General features: G+C 67.1%; 19 protein-coding genes. 10 read left to right on the plus strand and 9 right to left on the minus strand.

Features of this window, described 5'->3' with window-relative positions:
- Positions 1 to 7 precede the first annotated feature (7 nt).
- Together BLQ43_RS01130 and BLQ43_RS01135 are read right to left on the minus strand one after the other, a co-directional pair.
- Complete coding sequence (locus tag BLQ43_RS01130) at positions 8 to 1093, minus strand: PA0069 family radical SAM protein (protein WP_090018279.1); 1086 nt, start codon at positions 1091 to 1093, stop codon at positions 8 to 10.
- A 38-nt stretch (positions 1094 to 1131) separates the two neighbouring features.
- Entirely contained in the window at positions 1132 to 1554 is a 423-nt protein-coding gene (locus BLQ43_RS01135) for a DUF3253 domain-containing protein (RefSeq protein ID WP_090018280.1), read from the minus strand.
- Between BLQ43_RS01135 and BLQ43_RS01140 the strand changes: the two genes are divergently transcribed.
- A complete protein-coding gene (locus BLQ43_RS01140) occupies positions 1507 to 2196 on the plus strand; it encodes an NnrU family protein (protein WP_176758455.1) in 690 nt (229 codons plus the stop codon). The genes BLQ43_RS01135 and BLQ43_RS01140 overlap by 48 nt on opposite strands.
- Before the next feature lie 195 nt (positions 2197 to 2391).
- Positions 2392 to 2610, plus strand: coding sequence for a hypothetical protein (locus tag BLQ43_RS01145; RefSeq protein ID WP_090018282.1), 219 nt, complete (start codon positions 2392 to 2394; stop codon positions 2608 to 2610).
- A gap of 66 nt (positions 2611 to 2676) precedes the next feature.
- Here the strand turns inward: BLQ43_RS01145 and BLQ43_RS01150 are convergent, their stop codons facing one another.
- From BLQ43_RS01150 to htpG, 3 genes are all read right to left on the minus strand, one after another.
- The gene (locus BLQ43_RS01150; RefSeq protein ID WP_090018283.1) at positions 2677 to 3057 is read right to left on the minus strand and encodes a hypothetical protein; all 381 of its coding nucleotides are present in this window, start codon (positions 3055 to 3057) and stop codon (positions 2677 to 2679) included.
- Between the two features lie 87 nt (positions 3058 to 3144).
- Entirely contained in the window at positions 3145 to 4356 is a 1212-nt protein-coding gene (locus BLQ43_RS01155) for an argininosuccinate synthase (RefSeq protein WP_090018284.1), read from the minus strand.
- Between the two features lie 386 nt (positions 4357 to 4742).
- Positions 4743 to 6707, minus strand: a complete 1965-nt coding sequence (gene htpG / locus BLQ43_RS01160) for a molecular chaperone HtpG (protein ID WP_090018285.1) — start codon at positions 6705 to 6707, stop codon at positions 4743 to 4745.
- Between the two features lie 323 nt (positions 6708 to 7030).
- On the opposite strand from htpG, the gene BLQ43_RS01165 reads away from it, so the two are divergent.
- Together BLQ43_RS01165 and BLQ43_RS01170 are read left to right on the plus strand one after the other, a co-directional pair.
- The gene (locus BLQ43_RS01165; protein WP_218119080.1) at positions 7031 to 7723 is read left to right on the plus strand and encodes a protein-L-isoaspartate(D-aspartate) O-methyltransferase; all 693 of its coding nucleotides are present in this window, start codon (positions 7031 to 7033) and stop codon (positions 7721 to 7723) included.
- A 390-nt stretch (positions 7724 to 8113) separates the two neighbouring features.
- A complete protein-coding gene (locus BLQ43_RS01170) occupies positions 8114 to 8437 on the plus strand; it encodes an AbrB/MazE/SpoVT family DNA-binding domain-containing protein (protein ID WP_143006110.1) in 324 nt (107 codons plus the stop codon).
- Positions 8438 to 10001: 1564 nt separating this feature from the next.
- Here the strand turns inward: BLQ43_RS01170 and BLQ43_RS01175 are convergent.
- The gene (locus BLQ43_RS01175; protein WP_245659402.1) at positions 10002 to 10238 is read right to left on the minus strand and encodes a helix-turn-helix domain-containing protein; all 237 of its coding nucleotides are present in this window, start codon (positions 10236 to 10238) and stop codon (positions 10002 to 10004) included.
- A gap of 84 nt (positions 10239 to 10322) precedes the next feature.
- Between BLQ43_RS01175 and BLQ43_RS01180 the strand changes: the two genes are divergently transcribed.
- The 4 genes from BLQ43_RS01180 to BLQ43_RS01195 all read left to right on the plus strand — a co-directional run bounded on the left by BLQ43_RS01180 (position 10323) and on the right by BLQ43_RS01195 (position 15273).
- Positions 10323 to 10757, plus strand: coding sequence for a hypothetical protein (locus BLQ43_RS01180; RefSeq protein WP_090018287.1), 435 nt, complete (start codon positions 10323 to 10325; stop codon positions 10755 to 10757).
- Between the two features lie 160 nt (positions 10758 to 10917).
- Positions 10918 to 12162 carry an SAM-dependent methyltransferase gene (locus BLQ43_RS01185; protein WP_090018288.1) on the plus strand — a complete coding sequence of 415 codons (1245 nt, stop codon included), beginning with the start codon at positions 10918 to 10920 and terminating at the stop codon, positions 12160 to 12162.
- A gap of 70 nt (positions 12163 to 12232) precedes the next feature.
- Complete coding sequence (locus tag BLQ43_RS01190; protein WP_090018289.1) at positions 12233 to 14881, plus strand: helicase-related protein; 2649 nt, start codon at positions 12233 to 12235, stop codon at positions 14879 to 14881.
- Positions 14878 to 15273 carry an RNA-binding S4 domain-containing protein gene (locus BLQ43_RS01195; RefSeq protein WP_090018290.1) on the plus strand — a complete coding sequence of 132 codons (396 nt, stop codon included), beginning with the start codon at positions 14878 to 14880 and terminating at the stop codon, positions 15271 to 15273. The genes BLQ43_RS01190 and BLQ43_RS01195 overlap by 4 nt, the downstream gene beginning before the upstream one ends.
- A 341-nt stretch (positions 15274 to 15614) precedes the next feature.
- Here BLQ43_RS01195 and BLQ43_RS01200 read toward each other — a convergent pair whose 3' ends face one another.
- Positions 15615 to 17633 (minus strand): CocE/NonD family hydrolase, encoded by a 2019-nt coding sequence (locus BLQ43_RS01200; protein WP_090018291.1) that lies wholly within the window; start codon positions 17631 to 17633, stop codon positions 15615 to 15617.
- A gap of 181 nt (positions 17634 to 17814) precedes the next feature.
- On the opposite strand from BLQ43_RS01200, the gene BLQ43_RS01205 reads away from it, so the two are divergent.
- The gene (locus BLQ43_RS01205) at positions 17815 to 18570 is read left to right on the plus strand and encodes a DUF4197 domain-containing protein (protein ID WP_176758456.1); all 756 of its coding nucleotides are present in this window, start codon (positions 17815 to 17817) and stop codon (positions 18568 to 18570) included.
- 24 nt (positions 18571 to 18594) lie between these two features.
- The gene (locus BLQ43_RS01210; RefSeq protein ID WP_176758457.1) at positions 18595 to 19074 is read left to right on the plus strand and encodes a DUF2244 domain-containing protein; all 480 of its coding nucleotides are present in this window, start codon (positions 18595 to 18597) and stop codon (positions 19072 to 19074) included.
- Here the strand turns inward: BLQ43_RS01210 and BLQ43_RS01215 are convergent.
- Together BLQ43_RS01215 and BLQ43_RS14200 are read right to left on the minus strand one after the other, a co-directional pair.
- Positions 19071 to 19793, minus strand: a complete 723-nt coding sequence (locus tag BLQ43_RS01215; RefSeq protein ID WP_090018294.1) for an MBL fold metallo-hydrolase — start codon at positions 19791 to 19793, stop codon at positions 19071 to 19073. The genes BLQ43_RS01210 and BLQ43_RS01215 overlap by 4 nt on opposite strands.
- 10 nt (positions 19794 to 19803) lie before the next feature.
- A complete protein-coding gene (locus BLQ43_RS14200; RefSeq protein ID WP_176758458.1) occupies positions 19804 to 20589 on the minus strand; it encodes an Fpg/Nei family DNA glycosylase in 786 nt (261 codons plus the stop codon).
- Between the last annotated feature and the right edge of the window lie 181 nt (positions 20590 to 20770).

Here is a 20770-nt window from a genome sequence, read left to right on the forward strand (position 1 = left end):
AACACCGTCAAAACATCGACATCTGCCGCCCGTCCCTCGCCGGTGGGGCGAAGAGGTCGGTGCGCTGCGTGGTGCCCAGGCGGTTGAGCCCGTGCTTCGTGCAGGCCAGCTTGAAGCGGCGTTCCAGCAGGTCGGCGTATTCGCCTTCGCCGCGCAGGCGCGTGCCCCACTGGCTCTCGTTCAGCTTGCCGCCGCGCATGGCCTGCACGCGGTTGAGCACGCGGTCCTTGCGGTCGGGGAAATGCGTCTCCAGCCACTCGGCGAAGAGGTCCTTGATCTCGTGGGGCAGGCGCAGGAGAACGTAGCCCGCACTGTCCGCGCCCGCCTCGGCCGCCGATGCGAGCAGGCCTTCCAGCTCGTGGTCGTTGATGGCCGGGATCATCGGCGCGGTCAGCACGCCGGCGGGCACCCCGGCCGCGCGAAGCTCACGGAGCGCCGCGAAGCGCCGGGCCGGTGTGGTCGCGCGCGGCTCCAGCGAGCGCGCCAGCTCGCGGTCCTGCGTCGTGATCGACAGCATGACGCGGGCGATGCCCTTGGCGCCCATCTTGGCCAGGATGTCGGCGTCGCGCGCCACCAGCGCGTTCTTGGTGACGATGCAGACGGGGTGGTTCGCTTCCGCAAGCACGTCCAGCACCGAGCGCGTGATGCGCTTCTCGCGCTCGACCGGCTGGTAGGGGTCGGTGTTGGCGCCGAGCGTGATTGTCGCCGGGGTGTAGGAGGGTTTCGCCAGCTCCGCGCGCAGCAACTCCGCCGCGTTCTCCTTGGCGAAGATCCGCGTCTCGAAGTCCAGGCCGGGCGAGAGGTCCAGGTAGGCGTGCGTCGGCCGCGCGAAGCAGTAGATGCAGCCGTGCTCGCAGCCCTTGTACGGGTTGATCGAGCGGTCGAAGGGAACGTCCGGCGATTGGTTGTAGGTGATCGCGCTGCGGCTTGCGTCGCGGCCCACGACCGTGCGGGTGGGCGCGTCCAGGTCTTCTTCGGCCGAGCCCCAGCCGTCGTCCACCAGCGCGCGGTCCTGCTGGGGAAAGCGCGCACTGGCGGCGTTGGAGACCGCGCCGCGTCCCTTGCGGGCCTGATCCGGCAGCTCGTCGCTCATGGGCGGAGGGTAAAGCCCAAACAGGAACGAAACAAGAACTATCGCGCCCCGTCGTCTTCCCGCACGGCCGCCAGCCGGATCACGCCCTTGATGGGCTGGTGCGGATCCACCGGGCGGCCCTTGCGCAGGATGCGCAGCCGTCCCTGGCGCGCGAGGCTCTTGGCCTGCTGGCGCACGCCGGGCAGGTAGCGTCGCCACGCCTCGCCGTCGTCGCCGGGCTTGCCGAAGGCCTGCTGGGCCGCCCGCGCGGCCTCGCTGACGCAGATGGACTTGCCCGGCCCGCGCTCGGCGACGAGGCCCAGGATGATGTCCGCGACGGGGTCGCTGTCGGGTGCGTTCGCGGCTGCCTCCGTCCCGGTTTCGCGGACTGGACGGGGCGTGTCCGCGTCCGCATGATCGCCGCGATGTTCGGGGTGCTCGATTCCGTCTTCGCGGCCGTCGTGGTCTTCGTCGCGGGACATTTCCTGCTCTCCAGCCAGGGCGTGCGCGATCCGCTCGTCAGGTGGTTGGGGACGCAGCGCTTCACAAGCCTGTATTCGCTCGCCGCCGCCGTGGCGCTCGGCTGGCTCGCGTACGCGTATTCGCGCGCGCCCTTCGTGCCCGTGTGGACCCCGCCCGCCGGCATGGCGTGGCTCACCATCCTGGTGAACGTGCTCGCGTGTCTGCTGGTCGCCATCGGCGCGACCACGCCGGGGCCGACCAGCGTGGGCAGCGAACGCCGCGCCCTCTCGCCCGAGGACCCGGCGCCCGGCATTTACCGCGTGACCCGCCACCCCGTCATGTGGGGCGTGGCGCTGTGGGCGCTCGCGCACCTGCTGGTCAACGGCGACGGCGCCAGCATGATGCTCTTCGGCGGGCTGATCGTGCTCGCCCTGGGCGGCATGGCGCACATCGATCAGAAGCGCGCCCGCCTGCTCGGCGCCGCGTGGGGGCCGGTCCAGCTCACCACTTCGGCGATTCCCTTCCGGGCCCTGCTGAGCGGGCGCACGCGCATGGACTGGGCCGGCATCGGCATCTGGCGCCCGCTCGGCGGTGTCGCGCTCTTCCTGGCGCTGACGGCGGCGCACCCGTGGCTGGCGGGCGTGACGGCGCTGCCCCAATGAGCCACGGCCCGCCTAGATAACCTGTGATTGCACTTGCGTGATCCTAACGTCGCTGTTGTTGACGAAACCTTGGCAGCCGGAAGATCATAATCGTGTGAGCAATCCGCGAGCGGTCGTGAACCGTACAGGGGTGTAGCAAGCGGTGGCGCCCATCGAACGCCCCCGCCGGATCACCCCGAACGACGGAGTTGGACGATGCGCACACTGGCTGCCCTGGGCTTGCTGATCGCGCTTGGCGCCACGCTGATCGGGCCCTGTTACGTCTGCCTCGATGCCACCCTGCCCATGTGGACGGGGATGCTGCTGAGCGGCCTGACGCTGGCCTTCGTCTCCGGCCTGTATCTCGCCGCGCCGAACGGCACGGCGGCGCTGATCAGCCGCGGCCATCACGCCTTCAGCGTCTACGCCCGCTGACGCCACAACGCGGCGTTCCGTGCGTCGCGACGCGTGTGCGTGGCACGACGTGCGTGTACGCGCCGCTCACATCTCGTGCACGTCGGGCACGTACGGCAGGCTGTCCGCCACGCGACGCATGATGTTCTGGTAGTAGGGTTGCGGCGCCAGATACCGCGCGATGATGCGCCCGTCCGCCACCTTGATGATTGTGCCCTGGGTTGGCGCATCAATGTCGCCGTCGTCGGTGGGCAGCACGAAGGCGAAGTGGATGCGCTGGCCGTCCACAAAATCGCGGTTCAGTGCATCCACCAGGACGTGCTTCCGGTCCAGTGCGATCAGCGGGTGCTCGCGGGAATCGATTCGCACCCGGCCCGTCGGGAGCTGTTTCTTCTTCGGGGGCTCGGCCGCGGCCTGCTCCCCGGCACCCGCCTCACTCCGCTTCTTTTTGCGGCTGAACAGCCCCATCGCGGGCCTCCTGGTCCGGCGCAATCGCGGCGAATGCTACGGATCGGATGTTAACAGCTTCTTAGCCGTCCCAAGCAACCGCGGGCGTCAGCCCCGGTGGCTGTGCCACAGGCGCAGGCGCAGGGCGTTGAGCTTGATGAAGCCCTCGGCGTCGCGCTGGTCGTAGACCTCGTCGTCCTCGAAGGTGACGTGCGCCTCGGAGTACAGCGAGTAGGGCGAGCTGCGGCCCTCGACGATGACGTTGCCCTTGTACAGGCGGACGCGCACCGTCCCGGTTACGGTATGCTGGCTGTGGTCGATCGCGGCCTGCAGCATCTCGCGCTCGGGCGCCCACCAGAAGCCGTTGTAGATCAGCTCCGCGTAGCGCGGCATCAGCTCGTCCTTGGTGTGCGCCATGCCGCGGTCGAGTGTGATGGACTCCATCGCCCGGTGTGCGTGCCACAGGATCGTGCCGCCGGGCGTCTCGTACACCCCGCGCGACTTCATGCCGACGAAGCGGTTTTCCACGATGTCGATGCGGCCGATGCCGTTGCGCGCGCCGTGCTCGTTCAGCCGCTCCATCAGGGAAGCGGGCGACAGACGCTCGCCGCCCAGGCCGACGGGATCGCCGTCCTCGAAGTCGATCTCCAGCGTCGTCGGCTCGTCGGGCGCGTTCTCCGGCGACACCGTCCAGGTGTGGACGTACTCCGGCGCCGTCTCGGCCGGGTCCTCCAGCACTTTCCCCTCGGCGGAGATGTGCAGCAGGTTCGCGTCCACCGAGAACGGCGCCTCGCCCATGTTGTCCTTGGAAATCGGGATCTGGTGGCGCTCGGCGAAGTTCAGCAGCTTCGTGCGGCTTGTCAGGTCCCACTCGCGCCAGGGCGCGATCACTTTGATCTCCGGCGCCAGGGCGTAGTAGGCCAGCTCGAAGCGGACCTGGTCGTTCCCCTTGCCGGTGGCGCCGTGGCACACCGCGTCCGCGCCCGTCTCGCGCGCGATCTCGATCTGGCGCTTGGCGATGAGCGGCCGCGCGATCGAGGTGCCGAGCAGGTACGTCCCCTCGTACACCGCGTTCGCCCGGAACATCGGGAAGACGTACTCCCGCGCGAAGGTCTCGCGCAGGTCCTCGATGTAGATGTTCTCCGGCTTGATGCCGAGCATCTCCGCCTTGCGGCGGGCGTCCTCCAGCTCCTCGCCCTGGCCGAGGTCCGCGCAGAAGGCCACCACCTCCGCGCCGTACGTCTCCTGCAGCCAGCGCAGGATCACCGAGGTATCCAGGCCACCCGAATACGCCAGAACGACTTTGTTCACACCGCTCATCGAAACACCACCAAAGATGATCTTTGGAAACCGGTGTCACTCGACACCGGCGTCACGTCGAGATGCATTGGTCTCTCACGACCAAGGATGATCCTTGGAACCCTGTGTCACTCAACACCGGCGTAAACATGAGGATGTTTAATCCCATCTGTCACTCGACACCAGCGTCGCGCCGAGATGCATGGGGCCCTCACGACCAAGGATCATCTTTGGAAACCACAGTCAGGCGACGCACGGGACGCGTCTGTGGCGCCGGCTACGGTCTAGGGGAAGGGCGGGCGCGGATCAACGCTCGCGTGAGCCATCCGCCGTTGGACAGCACAACGGGCGGTTCGTCCGGTGACGAACCGCCCGCGTTTGCCGATGTCCGGCCGTCGGCCGGGGCGTTACGAGGCCGCCTCGGCCTCGTCGCCCGTGGACGCCGTCGCCGCCGTCGCCGTGCCTTGGACCGGCCCCGTCTGCAGCCCCTTGGCGACCAGGTCGGACATGCGCCGGGCGAAGGCCGCCGGATCCTCCGGCGTCTCACCCTCGACGATGCGCGCCTGGTCGAGCAGGAGGTGCGCCGCCTCCTTGATCTCGGGGCTGGCGCCGCCGCCGTTGTCGCTGCCCGACACGCGCTCGGACAGCCGGGCGATCAGCGGATGCTTCGGGTTGACCTCAAGGATGCGCTGGCTGGACTGATCCATGCGCCCGTGCTGGCGCAGCAGACGCTCCAGGTGGATGTCCATGTCGCCCTCGTCGGCAACGAGGCAGCACGCGCTCTCCGTCAGCCGCTCGGTGGAGCGCACGTCCTTGATCTGCCCCTCCAGCGCCGTCTTGAGGTAGGCGACCAGCGTGCCGATGGCGGCGTCCGAGGTCTTTTCCTCGTCGCTGCGCTCCTGCTGCTCGTCGTCCTCGCCGCTCTTGATGGAGTCCAGCTCCGCGGCGCCCTGGGTGACGGGCTTGAGCGTGTAGCCCTGGTACTCGCCGATGGACGGCACCCAGAAGTCGTCGATGGGATCGGCCAGCAGCAGGACCTCGACGCCCTTGGCCTTGAAGCCCTCGAGCTGCGGGCTCTTGCGCAGGGCCTCGATGCTGTCGCCGGTGAGGACGTAGATGGCCTGCTGGCCTTCCTTCATGTTCTGGACGTAGTCGTCCAGGCTGATCCAGCCGTCGCGCTCGCTGGAGCGGAAGCGCGCCAGCTCCAGCAGGCTGTCCTTCTGCTGCGGGTCCTCGTAGAGGCCTTCCTTGAGGACGGGCCCGAAGGTCTCCCAGAAGGTCTGGTAACTTTCGGGCTCCTTGTTGGCCTTCTTCTTCAGCTCGTTGAGGACGCGGTTCACCGTGGTCTGGTGGATCTTCTGGACCATCGGATTGTGCTGCAGCATCTCGCGCGAGATGTTCAGCGGCAGGTCCTCGCTGTCCACAACGCCGCGCAGGAAGCGCAGATAGGCCGGCAGCAGCTCGGCGCAGTCGTCGGTGACGAAGACGCGGCGCACGTAGAGGTTCACACCGTGCTTGCGCTGCGGGTCGAAGAGGTCGAACGGCTTGGTCGAGGGGATGAAGAGCAGGCAGGTGAACTCGACCTTGCCCTCGGCCTTGAAGTGCAGGCGCATCCACGGCTCGTCCATCTGGTGCGAGACGTGGCGGTAGAACTCGGTGTACTGCTCGTCGGTGATCTCGCTCTTGGGCCGCGTCCACAGCGCCGAGGCGGTGTTGATCTGCTCGGCGCCCTCGTCCTCGCCCAGGAAGATCGGGATCGCGATGTGGTCCGAGTGGCGCTTGACGACGTGCTTGATGCGCTCGCTTTCGGTGAACTCGTCCTCACCCTCCTTGAGGTGGAGCGTGACGCGCGTGCCGCGGGCGGGGGCGTCGTCCGTCTCCTCGACGGTGAAGGTGCCGCGCCCGTCGGACGCCCAGCGCCAGCCCTGGCTTTCGCCGGCCTTGCGCGAGCGCACCTCGATCCAGTCGGCGACGACGAAGGCGGCGTAGAAGCCCACGCCGAACTGGCCGATCAGGTTGACCTTCTCGTTTTCGTCCTGGGCCTGCTGGAGCTGATTCATCACGTCCAGCGTGCCCGAGCGCGCGATCGTGCCCAGGTTCTCCACCAGGTCGTCCCGGTTCATGCCGATGCCGTTGTCGGCGATCGTCAACTGGCGGTTCTCGGCGTCCGGGACGAGGGAAATGCGGTAATTGGGATCGTCGGCCACCAGCTCCGGCTGCGTGATCGCGGCGTAGCGCAGGCGGTCGCAGGCGTCGGAGCCGTTGGAAACCAGTTCGCGGAGAAAGACCTCTTTGTTCGAGTAGAGCGAATTGGCAACAATATCCAGAAGTCGGCTGACTTCCGCCTGGAAGTTGAGGGTTTCTGTCGACATCGCCGTCCCGTCCGTTCCGTGATGCTTCGGTGAAACGTGCGCTGGCTTGCAAGGCGTGCGGTCATGGCCGCATATGGAAAAGGGGATCGCCGCCTGCAAGGTGGCGGTGTTCAGCGGTTGGTCCGAACGTTCCTTCGAACCCTCGCTCTTTGCCGAAGAGGGGACGAACGCCAGTAAGCGTTGTCGAGTATATCCGCTGCGATGGTGTCCGACCCAAGGCCGAGGGTGTAGCTGCGGAATCGCGGATGGGGTTCTTTCTCCCTTGGGAGAAAGACAGAATGAGGCCATGACCCGCTGATAGCCACCTTCGGACCGTCGGCGCGATGACCGCACAAATCCCACCCGACGACGCGCGCACACAGCAGGCCCGCCGCGCCATGCTGCGCGTGATCGACGACGAGGTGGCGGACACGGCCCGCTACACCGGGCGCACGCAGCTCTCGCCCGAGGTGCGCCGCGCGATGGGCACCGTGCCGCGCCACGCCTTCGTGCCGGAGCGCGAGCGCGAGCACGCCTACGACAACCGCCCGCTGCCCATCGGCCAGGGGCAGACGATCTCACAGCCCTACATCGTCGCCATCATGACGGAGCTGGCGGACCTCACCGGCGACAGCCGCGTGCTGGAGGTTGGCACGGGCTGCGGCTATCAGGCCGCAGTGCTCGCCGCCATCGCGGGGGAGGTGCACAGCGTCGAGGCCGTGCCGGAGCTGGCGCAGACCGCCCGCGAACGGCTGCGCGCGCTGGGCATCACGAACGTCACGGTGCACGAGGCGGGCGGCACACCGGGCCTGCCCGACGAAGCCCCCTTCGACGCCATCCTCGCCACCGCCGCCGCCTCGCGCGAGCAGGCCGACCGCCTGACAGCCCAGCTCGCCCCCGGCGGGCGCATGATCCTCCCCATCGACACCGGCCGCAGCTTCTTCGGCGGCCAGTCCCTGACGCGCATCACCAAGGCCGCGGACGGGGAGGCGAGCGAAGAGTCCGTTCTCCCCGTCGCCTTCGTCCCGATGGTGTGAGGGTTTGGCACCCCCTGTTGCCCTCCGTCGTCATTGCCCGGCTTGCTGGCCTGCGGCCAGCGACTGCGTGTACGACCGGGCAATCCTGGCACGGTTCGGATACCCCCGAGATGAAGGGGCCGGTCCCGCCAACAGCAATCGGACTCACTGCCCGGGATCGAGGAGGAAGAATGACGGTCGTAACCGCCGCCGCGATCGGGATGGGGCTGGTGGTCCTCTTCGGCGCGGGCGCGCTGGCGCTCGCGTATTACAGCGCCGCCCACGGCAAACACGCGAGGCGCAAATAGCCGCGCGGGTAGGGCGGAAAGAAGCATATCCGCTCAGCACGCTGCTCGTTTACGGCGTCGCTCCGATCGTACATTGGCAGCAACCATTTGACGGATGTCAGAGATGGGAATGCCCATGCGTGCGACTATCGCGAAGTGGGTCGAGATCGTAGCGGTGCGCCTGCCGGATAGCGTCGCGAAGCAGATGGATGTCCATGAAGACAGCGCCGTGGAACTCGCGGTCGAAGACCATCGGCTGACCGTTACCCCGGCGCGGCCTCGCTACACACTGGACGAGGTGCTTGCCGGCGCCACGCCGGCGAAGTCGATTGGGGTGACGCCGAGGCGGATCAGCGTAACAAGTAACTATCATCCACCTTTCCGGTATTCGAACCAAGACTTCCTAGGTTGCGCTGATCAGAAGTATAAATATACATTTTATTTTTAATTTATCGGCAATATATACCGGACCTTTTTATAGAAACGATATTTTCTTGTTTTATTATGTCAATGCTTTTGTTAATTATGTTTCTTTCCCAATCTTTTCTATTTTGAAATCGTTCTATGCCAGGAACTGAGCATACACGTTCGCCCGTTTTTTCAAACTCTTCCGTATATTCATATACAACGAGATAGTCTCCAAGTCGTCCTAAAAGCCAAAGTTCACTTTTCGGCTCATAGTTACCATCTTTCGTTTTTACCTCTATTCTGCAGGAACAATCGTCAACTATTCGTAATCTTGAGTTTGTACTATCTGCTAAGCCAAACACAAACACAGATTTCCACATAACATATATAAGAAACATAATTACAACAAAACGAATAATATAAAAAATTTTTATAGTGTAACGCTCAAATAGAGTAATCCTAAATATTGTATAATCAATGATCGGAAACTTTAGAAAGAAAGATCGTAATAATATTCGATATATAGAATGATTTTGCATATAATAAATTATAAAATCAAGAATTATAAAACCTATAATTATTAATAATAAATTTGGGAATAACGTTTCGTATACATCTGATTCTATGGAACTTATGCTCCTATCACCTCGATATATTAATTCCCCGAACGCGAAAAGAATGTTTTCTACACTTAAATAGTTAAATATATTTATCCCATATGTGCTGTAATAGTAATATTTATATGTTGTTGCAACGAAAGATACCGAGACATAGAAAATGCTTAGCGCGGATAGCGGATAGCGAAATATTATATTGACGAATCGGTACGTCCAAATGTTTGTTTCTGTCCTGAAAACCGCAGACGTATCTCGTTTAGGGGAGTATTGATCTAGTATAAAGATTATAAAACGTCTAATAGTTTGTAGAAATTTGTTTATGTATATAATTGTCATTTGCATGTTAGTATACGCTGAAGTGAAGTTCCGTATTTGGTCGATGGACCGCGAATCTATAGCTCAGTTTAATCTCTTTACGCTGCATGCCTACCTCATAAGAAAGTGTAGATCAACAAGATTTTACTTATTATACGATAATAATAAAAGAAACATAATATAGAAATATTGCTTTGAAGGGAGTATAGCTTGATAAGGCTAAAATGCAATGTAGATTATGGCATAGTATTTTATTATAAGATAATATTTAAGGGATCGTATCGTTGTATACGCCGAGAAACGGTTTGAAACGTTGTATTGTTAACACAGTATTTTTATTTTTATTAATATTATCAAATGCGATTTTTATGACTCTTCCTTTTGATTATAAGTATAACGTAGCCTAAATCCAGGCTCATTTCCGCCCATGAACCATACGCCAGCTTCGTTCAAGGCGCTTTCCATTGCTTTCAGGCTGGCACGTCGTGCGGCGCTTTGCCGTTCTCGAAGCTGCGGACGGTCGTAACGCCCACTTCGGCAGCTTCGGCGAGATTGTCTTGCGTCGAGTCGAGGGGGCGCGGGCGCCTCGGCACTGGCGTAGCTCCATGGGTTCAATCCGTGTGCGTGCTTGATCGCTGGAACCGTAGCTAGGTGACTGATCTGTTATGGGCGTCACGAAACAATCTTCACCCCCGGCTCATCCCCATTCGTAAACCGAACGCCGCCGGCTTCGAGGGCGCGCTGGATGGCGTCCAGCGTGCTGGCCTGTGGATTGCGGGCACCCCGTTCGAAATCGATGACGGTGCGCTCGGCCACCTTGGCTTCTCGGGCGAGGCGGGGGCGTGACCAGCCGAGCATTGCCCGTGCGCCGCGACACTGAACGCCGGTGATCGTCACGTTTTCTGACATATTGCAGAATCCATGTTGACGTGTTCGTGTATATCTTGCAGTTTACGTGTGTATCCGTAAGCGGCACAGACAGGCGAGGCAATCATGCGCGTGCGCACACGCCGCGTGGTGGTCGTGTCCGGGGCATCGCTGGCCTTGGCGGGTCCGACGCTCGGCCGGGCGGGCGGCGATTCGGCGCCGAACGACGCGCGGCTGCATGCGCTGGTGGATGAGGCGGTGCGGCTGTGGGGCGAGTTGAACCGCATCGCGCGGGTCGCCAGCCGCCGCTGGGGCGACGACCCGGAGAACACCCCGCTCGCCGGGCGGGACGCGGCGACCCTGGCGCGCCAGGACGCCGTGCTGGACGCGATGGCGGCCACGCCGGCCGACACGCCCGCCGGCATGGACCTGAAGTGGCGGCTGTACGGCTGGCTCAGCGTGCCGTGGCCGCAGCCCGGCGATGGCGGGCTCTACGCCGCACTGGTGCGTTCCGCCCACGCGGATGCCGCGCGGCTCGGCCTGTCGCGGCCACGCCCCTGACCGCGTGCGGCGCTCCGGCATCGGGTCCACCTTCACCGTGCGGTCGTAGGCCGAACGATGTGGCCGGACCCCAGAAGGGTAACGCGCCGTCCGTCGCCTTGGCCCCGCACCCGCTGCCGGGTTAGCCTGCTTCATGAGGCCGACACCGGAGAGTTGCGCGATGGTTCTGGTCCGCCTTCTTCGCTCCCTTGTCCATACGGGCAGCCTGGCGATCGTCGACGCCACGGGCCGGCGCACGCTGGTCGGCGACGGCTCGCCGCCGGAAGCCACGGTCCGCGTGCGGGGCTGGACGAGCGAGTTGGCGATCGCCGCGAACCCGGCGCTCAAGCTGGGCGAAGCCTATATGGACGGCCGCCTCGTCGTGGAAGCGGGCAGCATCTACGACGTGCTGGACGTCGTCGCGCGCAACCTCGGCACCGTCCGCAACGGTCCCATCATGGCCGCCCTGGAAGGGCTGGGCGACCGGCTGGGCAAGGCCGGCCGCCTCAAGCGCGCGCGCCGGCAGGTGGCGCACCACTACGACCTCTCGGCACGGCTGTACGACCTGTTTTTGGACGACGACCGGCAGTACTCCTGCGCCTATTACCGCGCGCCCGACGAGGACCTGGACACGGCCCAGCACAACAAGAAGCGCCACATCGCCGCCAAGCTGAACCTGGACCGGCCGGGCCTGCGCGTGCTCGACATCGGCTCGGGCTGGGGCGGCCTGGGCGTTTATCTGGCCGAGACCTTCGGCGCCCACGTCACGGGCGTGACGCTGAGCACGGAGCAGCTCAGCTATTCCCAGGCGCGGGCGGCGGCCTCGCCGGCGGCCGATCGGCTCGATTTCCAGCTCAGGGATTACCGCGAGGTCGAGGGGCCGTTCGACCGCATCGTCTCCGTCGGCATGTTCGAGCACATCGGCAAGCGCAATTACGACTCCTTCTTCGCCAAGGTGCGCGATCTGCTCACGGACGACGGCGTCGCCCTCATCCACGCCATCGGGTTCGCCGATGCGCCCGGGCCCATTAACCCCTTCATGCGCAAGTACATCTTCCCGGGCGCGGAGTTGCCCTCGCTGTCGGAGGTGTTCGCGGCCGTCGAGCGCATCCGGCTGTGGGCGACGGACGCCGAGGTGCTGCGGCTCCACTACGCCATGACGCTGCGCGCCTGGCGCGAGCGCTTCATGGCGAACGCGGCGGACGCCGCGGCGCTCTACGACGAGCGCTTCGTGCGCATGTGGGAGTTCTACCTGGCCCTGTGCGAGATCGGCTTCCGCCGCCGCACCAACATGGTCTGGCAGCTGCAGCTCACCCGCCGCGTCGACACCCTGCCCATCACGCGCGATTACATCGTGGACACGGAACGCCGGCTCATGGCGGCGGAGCGGGACGCGGCCCAGCAGCAACCGCACCACGCGGCGTGATCGCCCGCGCCGGCGCAGCGCCGACACGGCTCTTGCCACCTTCGCGTCCGTATCCGATGTTGGAGGGGCCATGCAGGCCAGTATCCGCGACGCTTCGCCCAAGCGGGTCACGGCGGTCCTCGGCCCGACCAACACGGGCAAGACCCACCTGGCCATCGAGCGCATGCTCGGCCACACCTCGGGCATGATCGGCTTTCCCCTGCGCTTGCTGGCGCGCGAGAACTACGAGCGCGTCATCAAGGTGAAGGGGCGCAACCAGGTCGCCCTGGTCACGGGCGAAGAAAAAATCATCCCCGACAACCCGCGCTACTTCCTGTGCACCGTGGAATCCATGCCGGTGGAAAAGCCGGTCGAGTTCCTGGCCGTGGACGAGATCCAGTTGTGCGCGGACCCGGAGCGCGGGCACCTCTTCACCGACCGCCTGCTGCACGCCCGCGGCATCTCGGAAACGATGTTCCTGGGCGCGGACACGATGCGCCCCATGATCCGCTCGCTGATCCCGAGCGCGGAGATCGTCTCGCGCCCGCGCTTTTCCACGCTGCGCTATTCGGGCGCCAAGAAGCTCACGCGCCTGCCGCCGCGCTCGGCCATCGTCGGCTTCTCCGCCGACGACGTGTATTCCACCGCCGAGCTGATCCGCCGCAACCGGGGCGGCACGGCCGTGGTGCTGGGCGCGCTCTCGCCGCGCACGCGCAACGCCCAGGTGGAGATGTTCGAGAACGGCGAGGTGGACTACCTCGTCGCCACCGACGCCATCGGCATGGGCCTCAACCTCAACCTGGACCACGTGGCCTTCGCGCGCCTGTCCAAGTTCGACGGGCGCAGCAACCGCGCGCTCACAGACGCGGAAGTGGGCCAGATCGCCGGGCGCGCCGGCCGCCACACCCACGACGGCACCTTCGGCACCACCGCCAACCTCGGCCCCATCCACGAGGAAACCGTCGCGGCTGTCGAAAACCACACCTACGAGCCGGTGCAGGCCCTGGCCTGGCGCAACCGCGAGCTGGACTTCGGCTCGCCCCAGGCGCTCTTGAAGAGCCTGGAGGCCGCGCCGCCGCGCGACGAGCTGGCCCGGGGGCGCGACGCCGACGACTACCAGGCCCTGCGCGCGCTCGCCCGCGACCCCGAGATCGCGGACATCGCCACCTCGCCCGACGCCGTGCGCCTGTTGTGGGAGGTCTGCCAGGTCCCCGACTTCCGCAAGATCCTGTCGGACGAGCACGCGCGCCTGCTGGGCGCGATCTATCAGGCGCTCATGGGCAATTCGGGCCGGCTGAGCCAGGAGTGGGTGCGCAAACAGCTCGACCGACTGGACCGCACCGACGGCGACATCGACGCGCTCGTCTCCCGCATCGCGCACATCCGCACCTGGACCTACATCACCCACCGCGGCGACTGGATCACCGACAGCGCCCACTGGCAGGAGCGCGCGCGGGCGATCGAGGACCGCCTGTCCGACGCCCTCCACGACGGGCTGATGAATCGCTTCGTGGACAAGCGCGCCGCCACGCTGGTCAAGCGCCTGAATGACGGCACCGACCTCATCGGCGCGGTGCGCCACGACGGCGAGGTGCTGGTGGAAGGCGAGGAAGTGGGCGCGCTGGAAGGCTTCCGCTTCCGCCTCGACCGCAGCGTGACCGGTGAGCACGCGCGCCCGCTGCTCACCGCCGCGCGCAAGGCGCTCAGCCGCGAGATCCCGGCGCGCGTCAAGCGCCTGGAAACGGACGGCGACGACGCCTTTACGCTCGGCGCGGACGGGCGCATCGCCTGGCGCGGCGAGGCGGTGGGCGGCCTCAGCCCCGGCGCGTCGCCGCTCCATCCCGGTGTGGCGGTGGACGGCAGCGACCTGCTGGACGGCGCCCTGCGCGAGCGCATCCGCCGCCGCCTGGTGGCCTGGGTGCAGGACCACGTGCGCGGGCGGCTGGCGCCGCTGTTCGCGCTGGCGGATGCCGAGCTGCCGGCGCGGGCGCGCGGGCTGGCCTACCAGCTCGTCGAGGGCATGGGGCTGCTGCGCCGGCGCGACGTCGCGCAGCACGTGCGCGCGCTCACCAAGGCGGAACGGCAGGCGCTGCACTGCCTGGGCGTGCACCTGGGCCACGAGAGCGTCTGGCTGCCGGCCGCCCTCAAGCCCGACGCCGTGCGGCTCAAAGTGTTGTTGATGGCCGTGCACCGCGGCGACGACCTGAGCGGCGTTCAGGCCCGGCGGGAGCTGCTGTTCTGGCCCGACCGCGGGACGGACGAGGCGCTGTGCCGGGCGCTCGGCTATCGGCGGCTGCTGCCGCCGCGCGGAGGGCGGGGCAAGCGCGGGCCGCCCGTCGCCGTGCGCGTGGACGCGCTGGAACGCCTCGTGGGTTCGCTGCGCAAGCTGCGGCCGGCGGGCACCTTTACGCCCACGGGATCGCTCACGGCAATCCTGGGCGGCGACCGGCGGGCGCTCGCCACCGCGCTGCCGGCGCTGGGCTACGCGCACGCGCCCTCGGACCACACGGCCGCCTTCAAGCCCGCCGCCGATCCGCGCCCGGCGCGGGGGCAGGGCACCGGGGCGAAGCCGGGCGGTCCCGCGCGCAAGCGCCGCAAGCCCGCGCAGGCGTCGTCGCAAAACGGCAAGGCCAAGCCGCACGGCAAGCGTACCGAAACCGGCAACACCCCGCGCCGGAAGCCCGTGGCCGATCCCGACCACCCCTTCGCCAAGCTGGAGGAGCTGACGTTCGAGGAATGAGCGCGCCCAATCCCCAGGGTGAAACCATCCGCCTGGACAAGTGGCTCTGGTTCACGCGCTTCTTCAAAAGCCGCTCCATCGCCGGGCAGGTGTGCAAGGCCGGCAAGGTCCGCGTGTCGGGCACCAAGGTGACCAAGCCCAGCCACGCGCTGCGCGTCGGCGACGTCCTGACCTTCCCGGCGGGCAACCAGCTCCACGTCGTGCGCGTCCTCGCGCTGGGCGAACGCCGTGGCCCCGCCACGGAAGCCCGCACCCTCTTCGAGCAGGTCGAGGAGCCCCAGCGCCTCGCCCCGCCGCCGGACGCCAAGCCGCCCGGCGCGCGTCGCCCCAAGGGCGCGGGCCGCCCCACCAAGCGCGAGCGGCGGCAAATGGATCAACTCAAGGATTCCTGACCCTACGCGGCGTTTCGGCCGTCGTTGGGCGGGCGGATGCCCGTGCAACCCTCTCCCGGCGGGAGAGGGTCGCCGCGCCGGCAGGCGCGGCGGGGTGAGGCTGTGACGGTTCGGCTGCGAGGCCGGTGAGGGAGCGTTGCGCGAGCGGGCGCCAGCCGTAGCGTCGACGGCCCGCGATGTTTGTCGCGCTGGCACCGGCACCGCCTCACCCCGGCGGCCCATGGCGGGGCACGGCCCGCCGCCCCTCTCCTGAAGGAGAGGGGCGAGCCGGCAGATTCAGTCGACGCCCCCAACCCTCTCCCGTAACGCGACAGGCGGATCGCCGGACCCCGCTGTCTCGCCTACACCAGATCGCGCGGGATCGCGGTGTTCCAGGATTTGGCGCAGACGCGGGCGGTGCCCTCGTAGGCGTCCAGCGTGGCTTCCAGGTAGAAGTGCGTGGCGTCCGAGGTCAGGCGCGTGCGCGTGTAGGTCCGGGTTTCCCAGTCACCGCGGCGGAAGACGCGGTCCCAGGCGCACCAGCCCTCCAGCGTGTCTTCGTCGTCGTCGCGAACGGTGTAGGTCTCGCGCACGCGGCCGTGGACGGTCAGGCCGATGTCGTCGAAGCGCACGAGGCCCTGGTCGTAGAGCACGTCCACCTGCGTTTGCGCCTCGGGCAGGTCGTGGGTGACCGTCCAGTGGCTGTCGGTCTCCGCCAGGCGCGTGACCGGCAGCGGCGGCGCGCCCTCCGGCGGGCCGAAGGCGGGCAGCTCGGCGTCGCTCGGCTGCGGCGGGCGCACCGGCAGGGTGAGCTGGCTCTCGCCCGTGTGGACCGTCAGCGTCACCGGCTCCGGCGCGGGCCAGGCCACGGGCCAGTACACCGTGGACAGCGACACGCGGATGGCGTGACCGGCCGGGAAGCGCTGGCCGATGTATTTCAAGGGCACGGTCACGCGGTAGCGCTCGCCGGGTGTCAGCGGTTGCGGCTCGGCGTGGCCGTCGCGGTGGGTGAGGTTGAACAGCCCGTAGCTCACCCGCGTCGCCGAGCCGTCGGGGCGCACGTCGATCAGGCGCGCGCACACCATCGCCACGGGGCGGTCCACCGAGCATTCCAGCGTCACCGACGGCTGGCCCAGGATCTCGACATCCTCGGCCAGGGTGTCCGTCTGGAAGACGAGCGAGCCCGCGTCGTCGCCGCGCTGATCGGCCGGGAGGTCCGGCGGCGCCATGTAGGGGCACCACTTGCCCCCAAACACGCCGGTCGTCAGCGGCGAGCGGATGGCGCGCGGCGCGCGCTCGCCGTCGTCGCTCGCCGCGAGCTGCCCCCGCGGCGTCAGCGTCAGCGCTGTGGGCTGGACGTTCGGGCCCGGCCAATCGTCCTCGGCCACCCAGCGGCCGGGGCGCTCGTCGTAGTGCGGCCGCGGCGGGGCGCTGTCCTGCACCCAGGCGCGCACCATGGGCTCGGCCATGATCCCGGTGTCGACGCCCTTCAGCCAGTGGTCGAACCAGCGCAGGCACTCCTGCAGGAACCCGATGGCCGGGCCGGGCGAGCCGAAGTGCGGAAAGTTGTGCGCCCACGGCCCGATCAATGCCTTGCGCGGCACCGACAGCCCCCGCATCAAGCGGAAGATCGCGCTGACGTAGCCGTCGGCCCAGCCGCCCACGGTGTAGACCGGGCACTGGATGGCATCGTAATTCTCGCACACCGAGCCGTGTTCGTAGTAGCCGTCGCGGCGCTGGTGGTGCAGCCAGGTTTCCAGCCAGTGGCCGCTGCCGTGCAGGCGGTCCAGCCACATTTCCCGCCAGGACTCGCCCACCAGCGCGGGGTCGGGCGGGCAGCTGGTCTGCTCGAACATCGTGGCGGCCCACGAAAGGTTATCCACCAGCAGCGTGCCGCCCATGTGGTGGATGTCGTCGGCGTAGCGGTCGTCCGTGGAGCCCAGCGTGATCACGCACTTGAGTTCCGGCGGCCGGAAGGATGCGAGTTGGAGCCCGTTGAAGCCGCCCCAGGAGATGCCGATCATCCCGACATCCCCCGTGCACCAGGGCTGGTCCGCCAGCCAGCGCAGCACCGCCAGGCCGTCGTCGAATTCCTGCTGGGTGTATTCGTCCGTCAGCACGCCGCCGGACTCGCCCGTGCCGCGGATGTCCACGCGCACGCCCGCATAGCCGTGGCCGGCGAAATAGCCGTGCGTGTGGGCGTCGCGCTCGGCCGTCAGGTCGCGCTTGCGGTAGGGCAGGTACTCCAGGATCGCCGGGACCGGGTGCGCCTCGGCGTCGGCCGGGCGGCGGATGCGGGCGGCCAGGTGGCAGCCGTCCGGCATGGGGATCCAGGTTTCCTCCTCGATGACGGGGCGCGGAAAGGCGTCGCGGGTTTGCATGGGGCACCGTGGGTGGGGGGTTGGCAGTCAATCGCTGGGCGGCTCACAGAGGCGTGAGGCTCGCCGCTCGGCGACGCCTTCGCAAGGGGGAGGTGGGTGCGACCGTCTCCGGTCGAGGGGTTGGTTCGCGGCCACGCGCGACCATCTTTTCACCCAAACACCGATCGCGGGGAGGATGCGCGTGCGCACACGGGCACTTGGATCGCTGGTGCTGGCCGCGGGCCTGGCGGCGCAACCGGCGGCGGCCGGGTCGTGGCAGGACCTGTTGGGAAAGACGTTGGACCCTGTTCCCACCGAGAAACCGGCCCAGACAGAACAGCGCGATGGCGAGCAGCTCGACACCGCCACGGTCGCGGGCGGTCTGAAGGACGCGCTGCGACTGGCGGTCACGCGCACGACCGAGCGCGTGGGCCGGCCCGGCGGCTTCGGCGAGGATCCCGACATCCACATCCCGCTGCCCAAGACGCTGCGCACGGTGCAGGACACGCTGGAGCGCGTGGGCATGGCGGGCACGGCGAACGAGCTGGAAAACCGCCTCAACCGCGCGGCCGAGCAGGCGGCGCCCGAGGCGCGCGACATCCTGATCGACGCCGCGATGCAGATGCAGCTCGCCGACGCGCGCAAGATCCTCACCGGCCCGGACGACGCGGCGACGCAGTACTTCCGCCGCACCTCGTCCGAGGAGCTGCGTGCGGCATTGCGTCCCATCGTGGACGAGGAGTTGGCGGATGCCGGCGCCTTGCAGACCTACGAACAGATCGTGCAAGCTTACGACGAAATTCCGTTCGTTTCGGCGCCGACCGCGGACATGACCGGCTACACCGTGGGCAAGGCACTGGACGGGATTTTTCACTACGTCGCCAAGGAGGAGGCGCGCATCCGCGAGAACCCGGCGGCGCGCACGACCTCGCTGCTGAAGACGGTCTTCGGCGGGTGAATTCCGGCGGCGGGAGGTGTTCCGGTGGGTGAGGCCAACGTACCGCTGTTTCACGCCGACCTGTGGCCGCATCGCTCGCTGAAGCCGAGCGGGGCCGCCGTCGTGTTCGGGCTCTACGCGCTGCTCGCCACGCCCATCGTCATCAAGGCCGCCATCCACGGTTTCTGGCCCATTCCGCTGCTGATGGGGCTGACGCTTGCGGGGATGCTCGCGGCCTACCTGATCAACCGGCGCGGCGGCCGCATGCTGGAGCGCCTGGAGCTGACGCCCCGCGCCCTGCGCGTGGAGCGCCGGATGCCGGGCGGGGCGGTGCAGCGGTGGCGCTTCACGCCGGGCTGGGTGCGGGTCGCGTTGGCGGAGCGGCGCGCGGGCGACAACCGCCTGACGCTGACGGAATCCGGCCGCCGGCTGGAGGTTGGCGGATTCCTTTCCCCGGACGAACGCCGCGAGGTCGCCGACGCCCTCAACGACGCCCTGACGAAGGCCCGCTCGGCCGCGCTCTAACCGATTTCGACGCTCAGCCCGTCATATGCCAGGCGTGCCTGCACCCCGCGTTCGCCGGCCAGTTTTTCCAAGTGCGGGCGCAGTTTGCGCTCGTCGCCCGTGACGATCTCGGTGCCGCAGTGGGTGAAGTAGGCGCGCGGCACGCCGCTCTTCTCGCACCAGGTCAGTTGCTGGCGCACGGGCGCGTGGCCGACCAGCCGCGCGCCCTGCTTGCGCACGTGCGAGGTCTCCAGGCTGGAGCCGTCGCCGACGTAGACGGCGGCGCCTTTGAGCGCGCTCGCCCGGTCGGGAATGTAGGCGACGTCGGGCGCGTAGAAGAAGGTTGTGTCGTCGGCGGAGATGCGCAGCCCGACCGCGGGACAGCGCGTCGAGTGCTCCACCGGAAACGCCTCCACCGTCAGGCCCGCCAGCGCCACGGGTTTGCGCTGCGGCAGCGGCCGGCGTTCGCGGATGGGAAAGCCGTTGATGGTCGACCAGGTCGCGTCCGTGGCGAACACGGGGCAGGGCGCGCCGTCCCGCAGCCCGAAGGCGTGATCCGGGTGGCCGTGCGTGAGCACGATGGCATCCGGCTTGAGGGTGTGCACGCGCTCGCGCCAGTCCGCGCCGCAGTCCAGCATGACGCGCGCGCCGTCCCGGTGGACGAGCGCGGCGCTGTGGCGGCGATGACGGCGGTTTGCGGCCTCGATATGGGCGCGCGTGCCCAGGAAGGTGAGCTGCATGGCGCGGCGGTCAGGTCTGGCAGCGCGGGCACAGGTGGGTTGTGCGACCGCTGACCTTGAGGCTGGTCAACGCGCCCCCGCAACGCGGGCACACGCCGTCGCCGTCGCGGTGCGGCAGCAGCCACGCGCCGTCCGTCATGCGCCCGGGGTCGGCGTCCAGCTCGACGGCGTCCGTCAGCACCGCGTGCAGCGCGTCGAAGACCCGCTCCACCTCGGTCTCGTCCAGATCGGCGGTCTTGCGGTCCGGGCGAACCCCGGCGCCGAAGAGGATCTCGTCGCTGTAGACGTTGCCGATGCCGGCGACCCGGCTCTGGTCCATGAGCGCGGACTTGATCGTGCCGCCCTTGTCGGCGAGGTAGGCGCTGAGACCTTCCCGCGTGAACGACAGCGCGTCCGGGCCGATGTCCTGCGTCTTCAGGTAGCGCGGCACGTCGTCGGTGAGCTCCAGCCACCCCAGCCGGCGCAGGTCGGCGTAGGCCAGCCGCCCGCCGTCGGCGAAGGTGCAGGCCAGGTGGGTGTGGTCGGGTTCGTCGCCGGCGTCGGCGTGCAGGACCAGCGCGCCCGTCATCCCGAAATGGACGATCAGGTTCCAGCCGCAGCTCACCTTGAGCGCCAGCACCTTGCCGTGCCGCGTGGCCGCGGTGAAACGGTAGCCCGTCAGCGCCGCGTCCAGGTCCGCCGGCCGTGCGCCGCGCAGACGCTCGGGATCGCGCAGGTCAACGCTCGCGATCTCGCGTTCCAGGCCGTGCTCGGCGATGCGCCGGCGTATGACCTCGACGTCGGGAAGTTCGGGCATGGCCCCCTCCGCCCGCTGAACCAGATGAAAGACGGCGCGTCCCGATGGTTGGGGCGGTTTCACGGCGAATTCAATCCCCCGGTGCTCGACGCCCTGTACCGGCATAATTATCCTGAGCCATGATCGCGAGCAGGTTGTGCACGCAGCGCGCTGCCCGCGGTGGTTCGACAGAGCCGGAGCG

The organism is Limimonas halophila (genome assembly GCF_900100655.1).
Taxonomy (GTDB): Bacteria; Pseudomonadota; Alphaproteobacteria; order Kiloniellales; family Rhodovibrionaceae; genus Limimonas; species Limimonas halophila.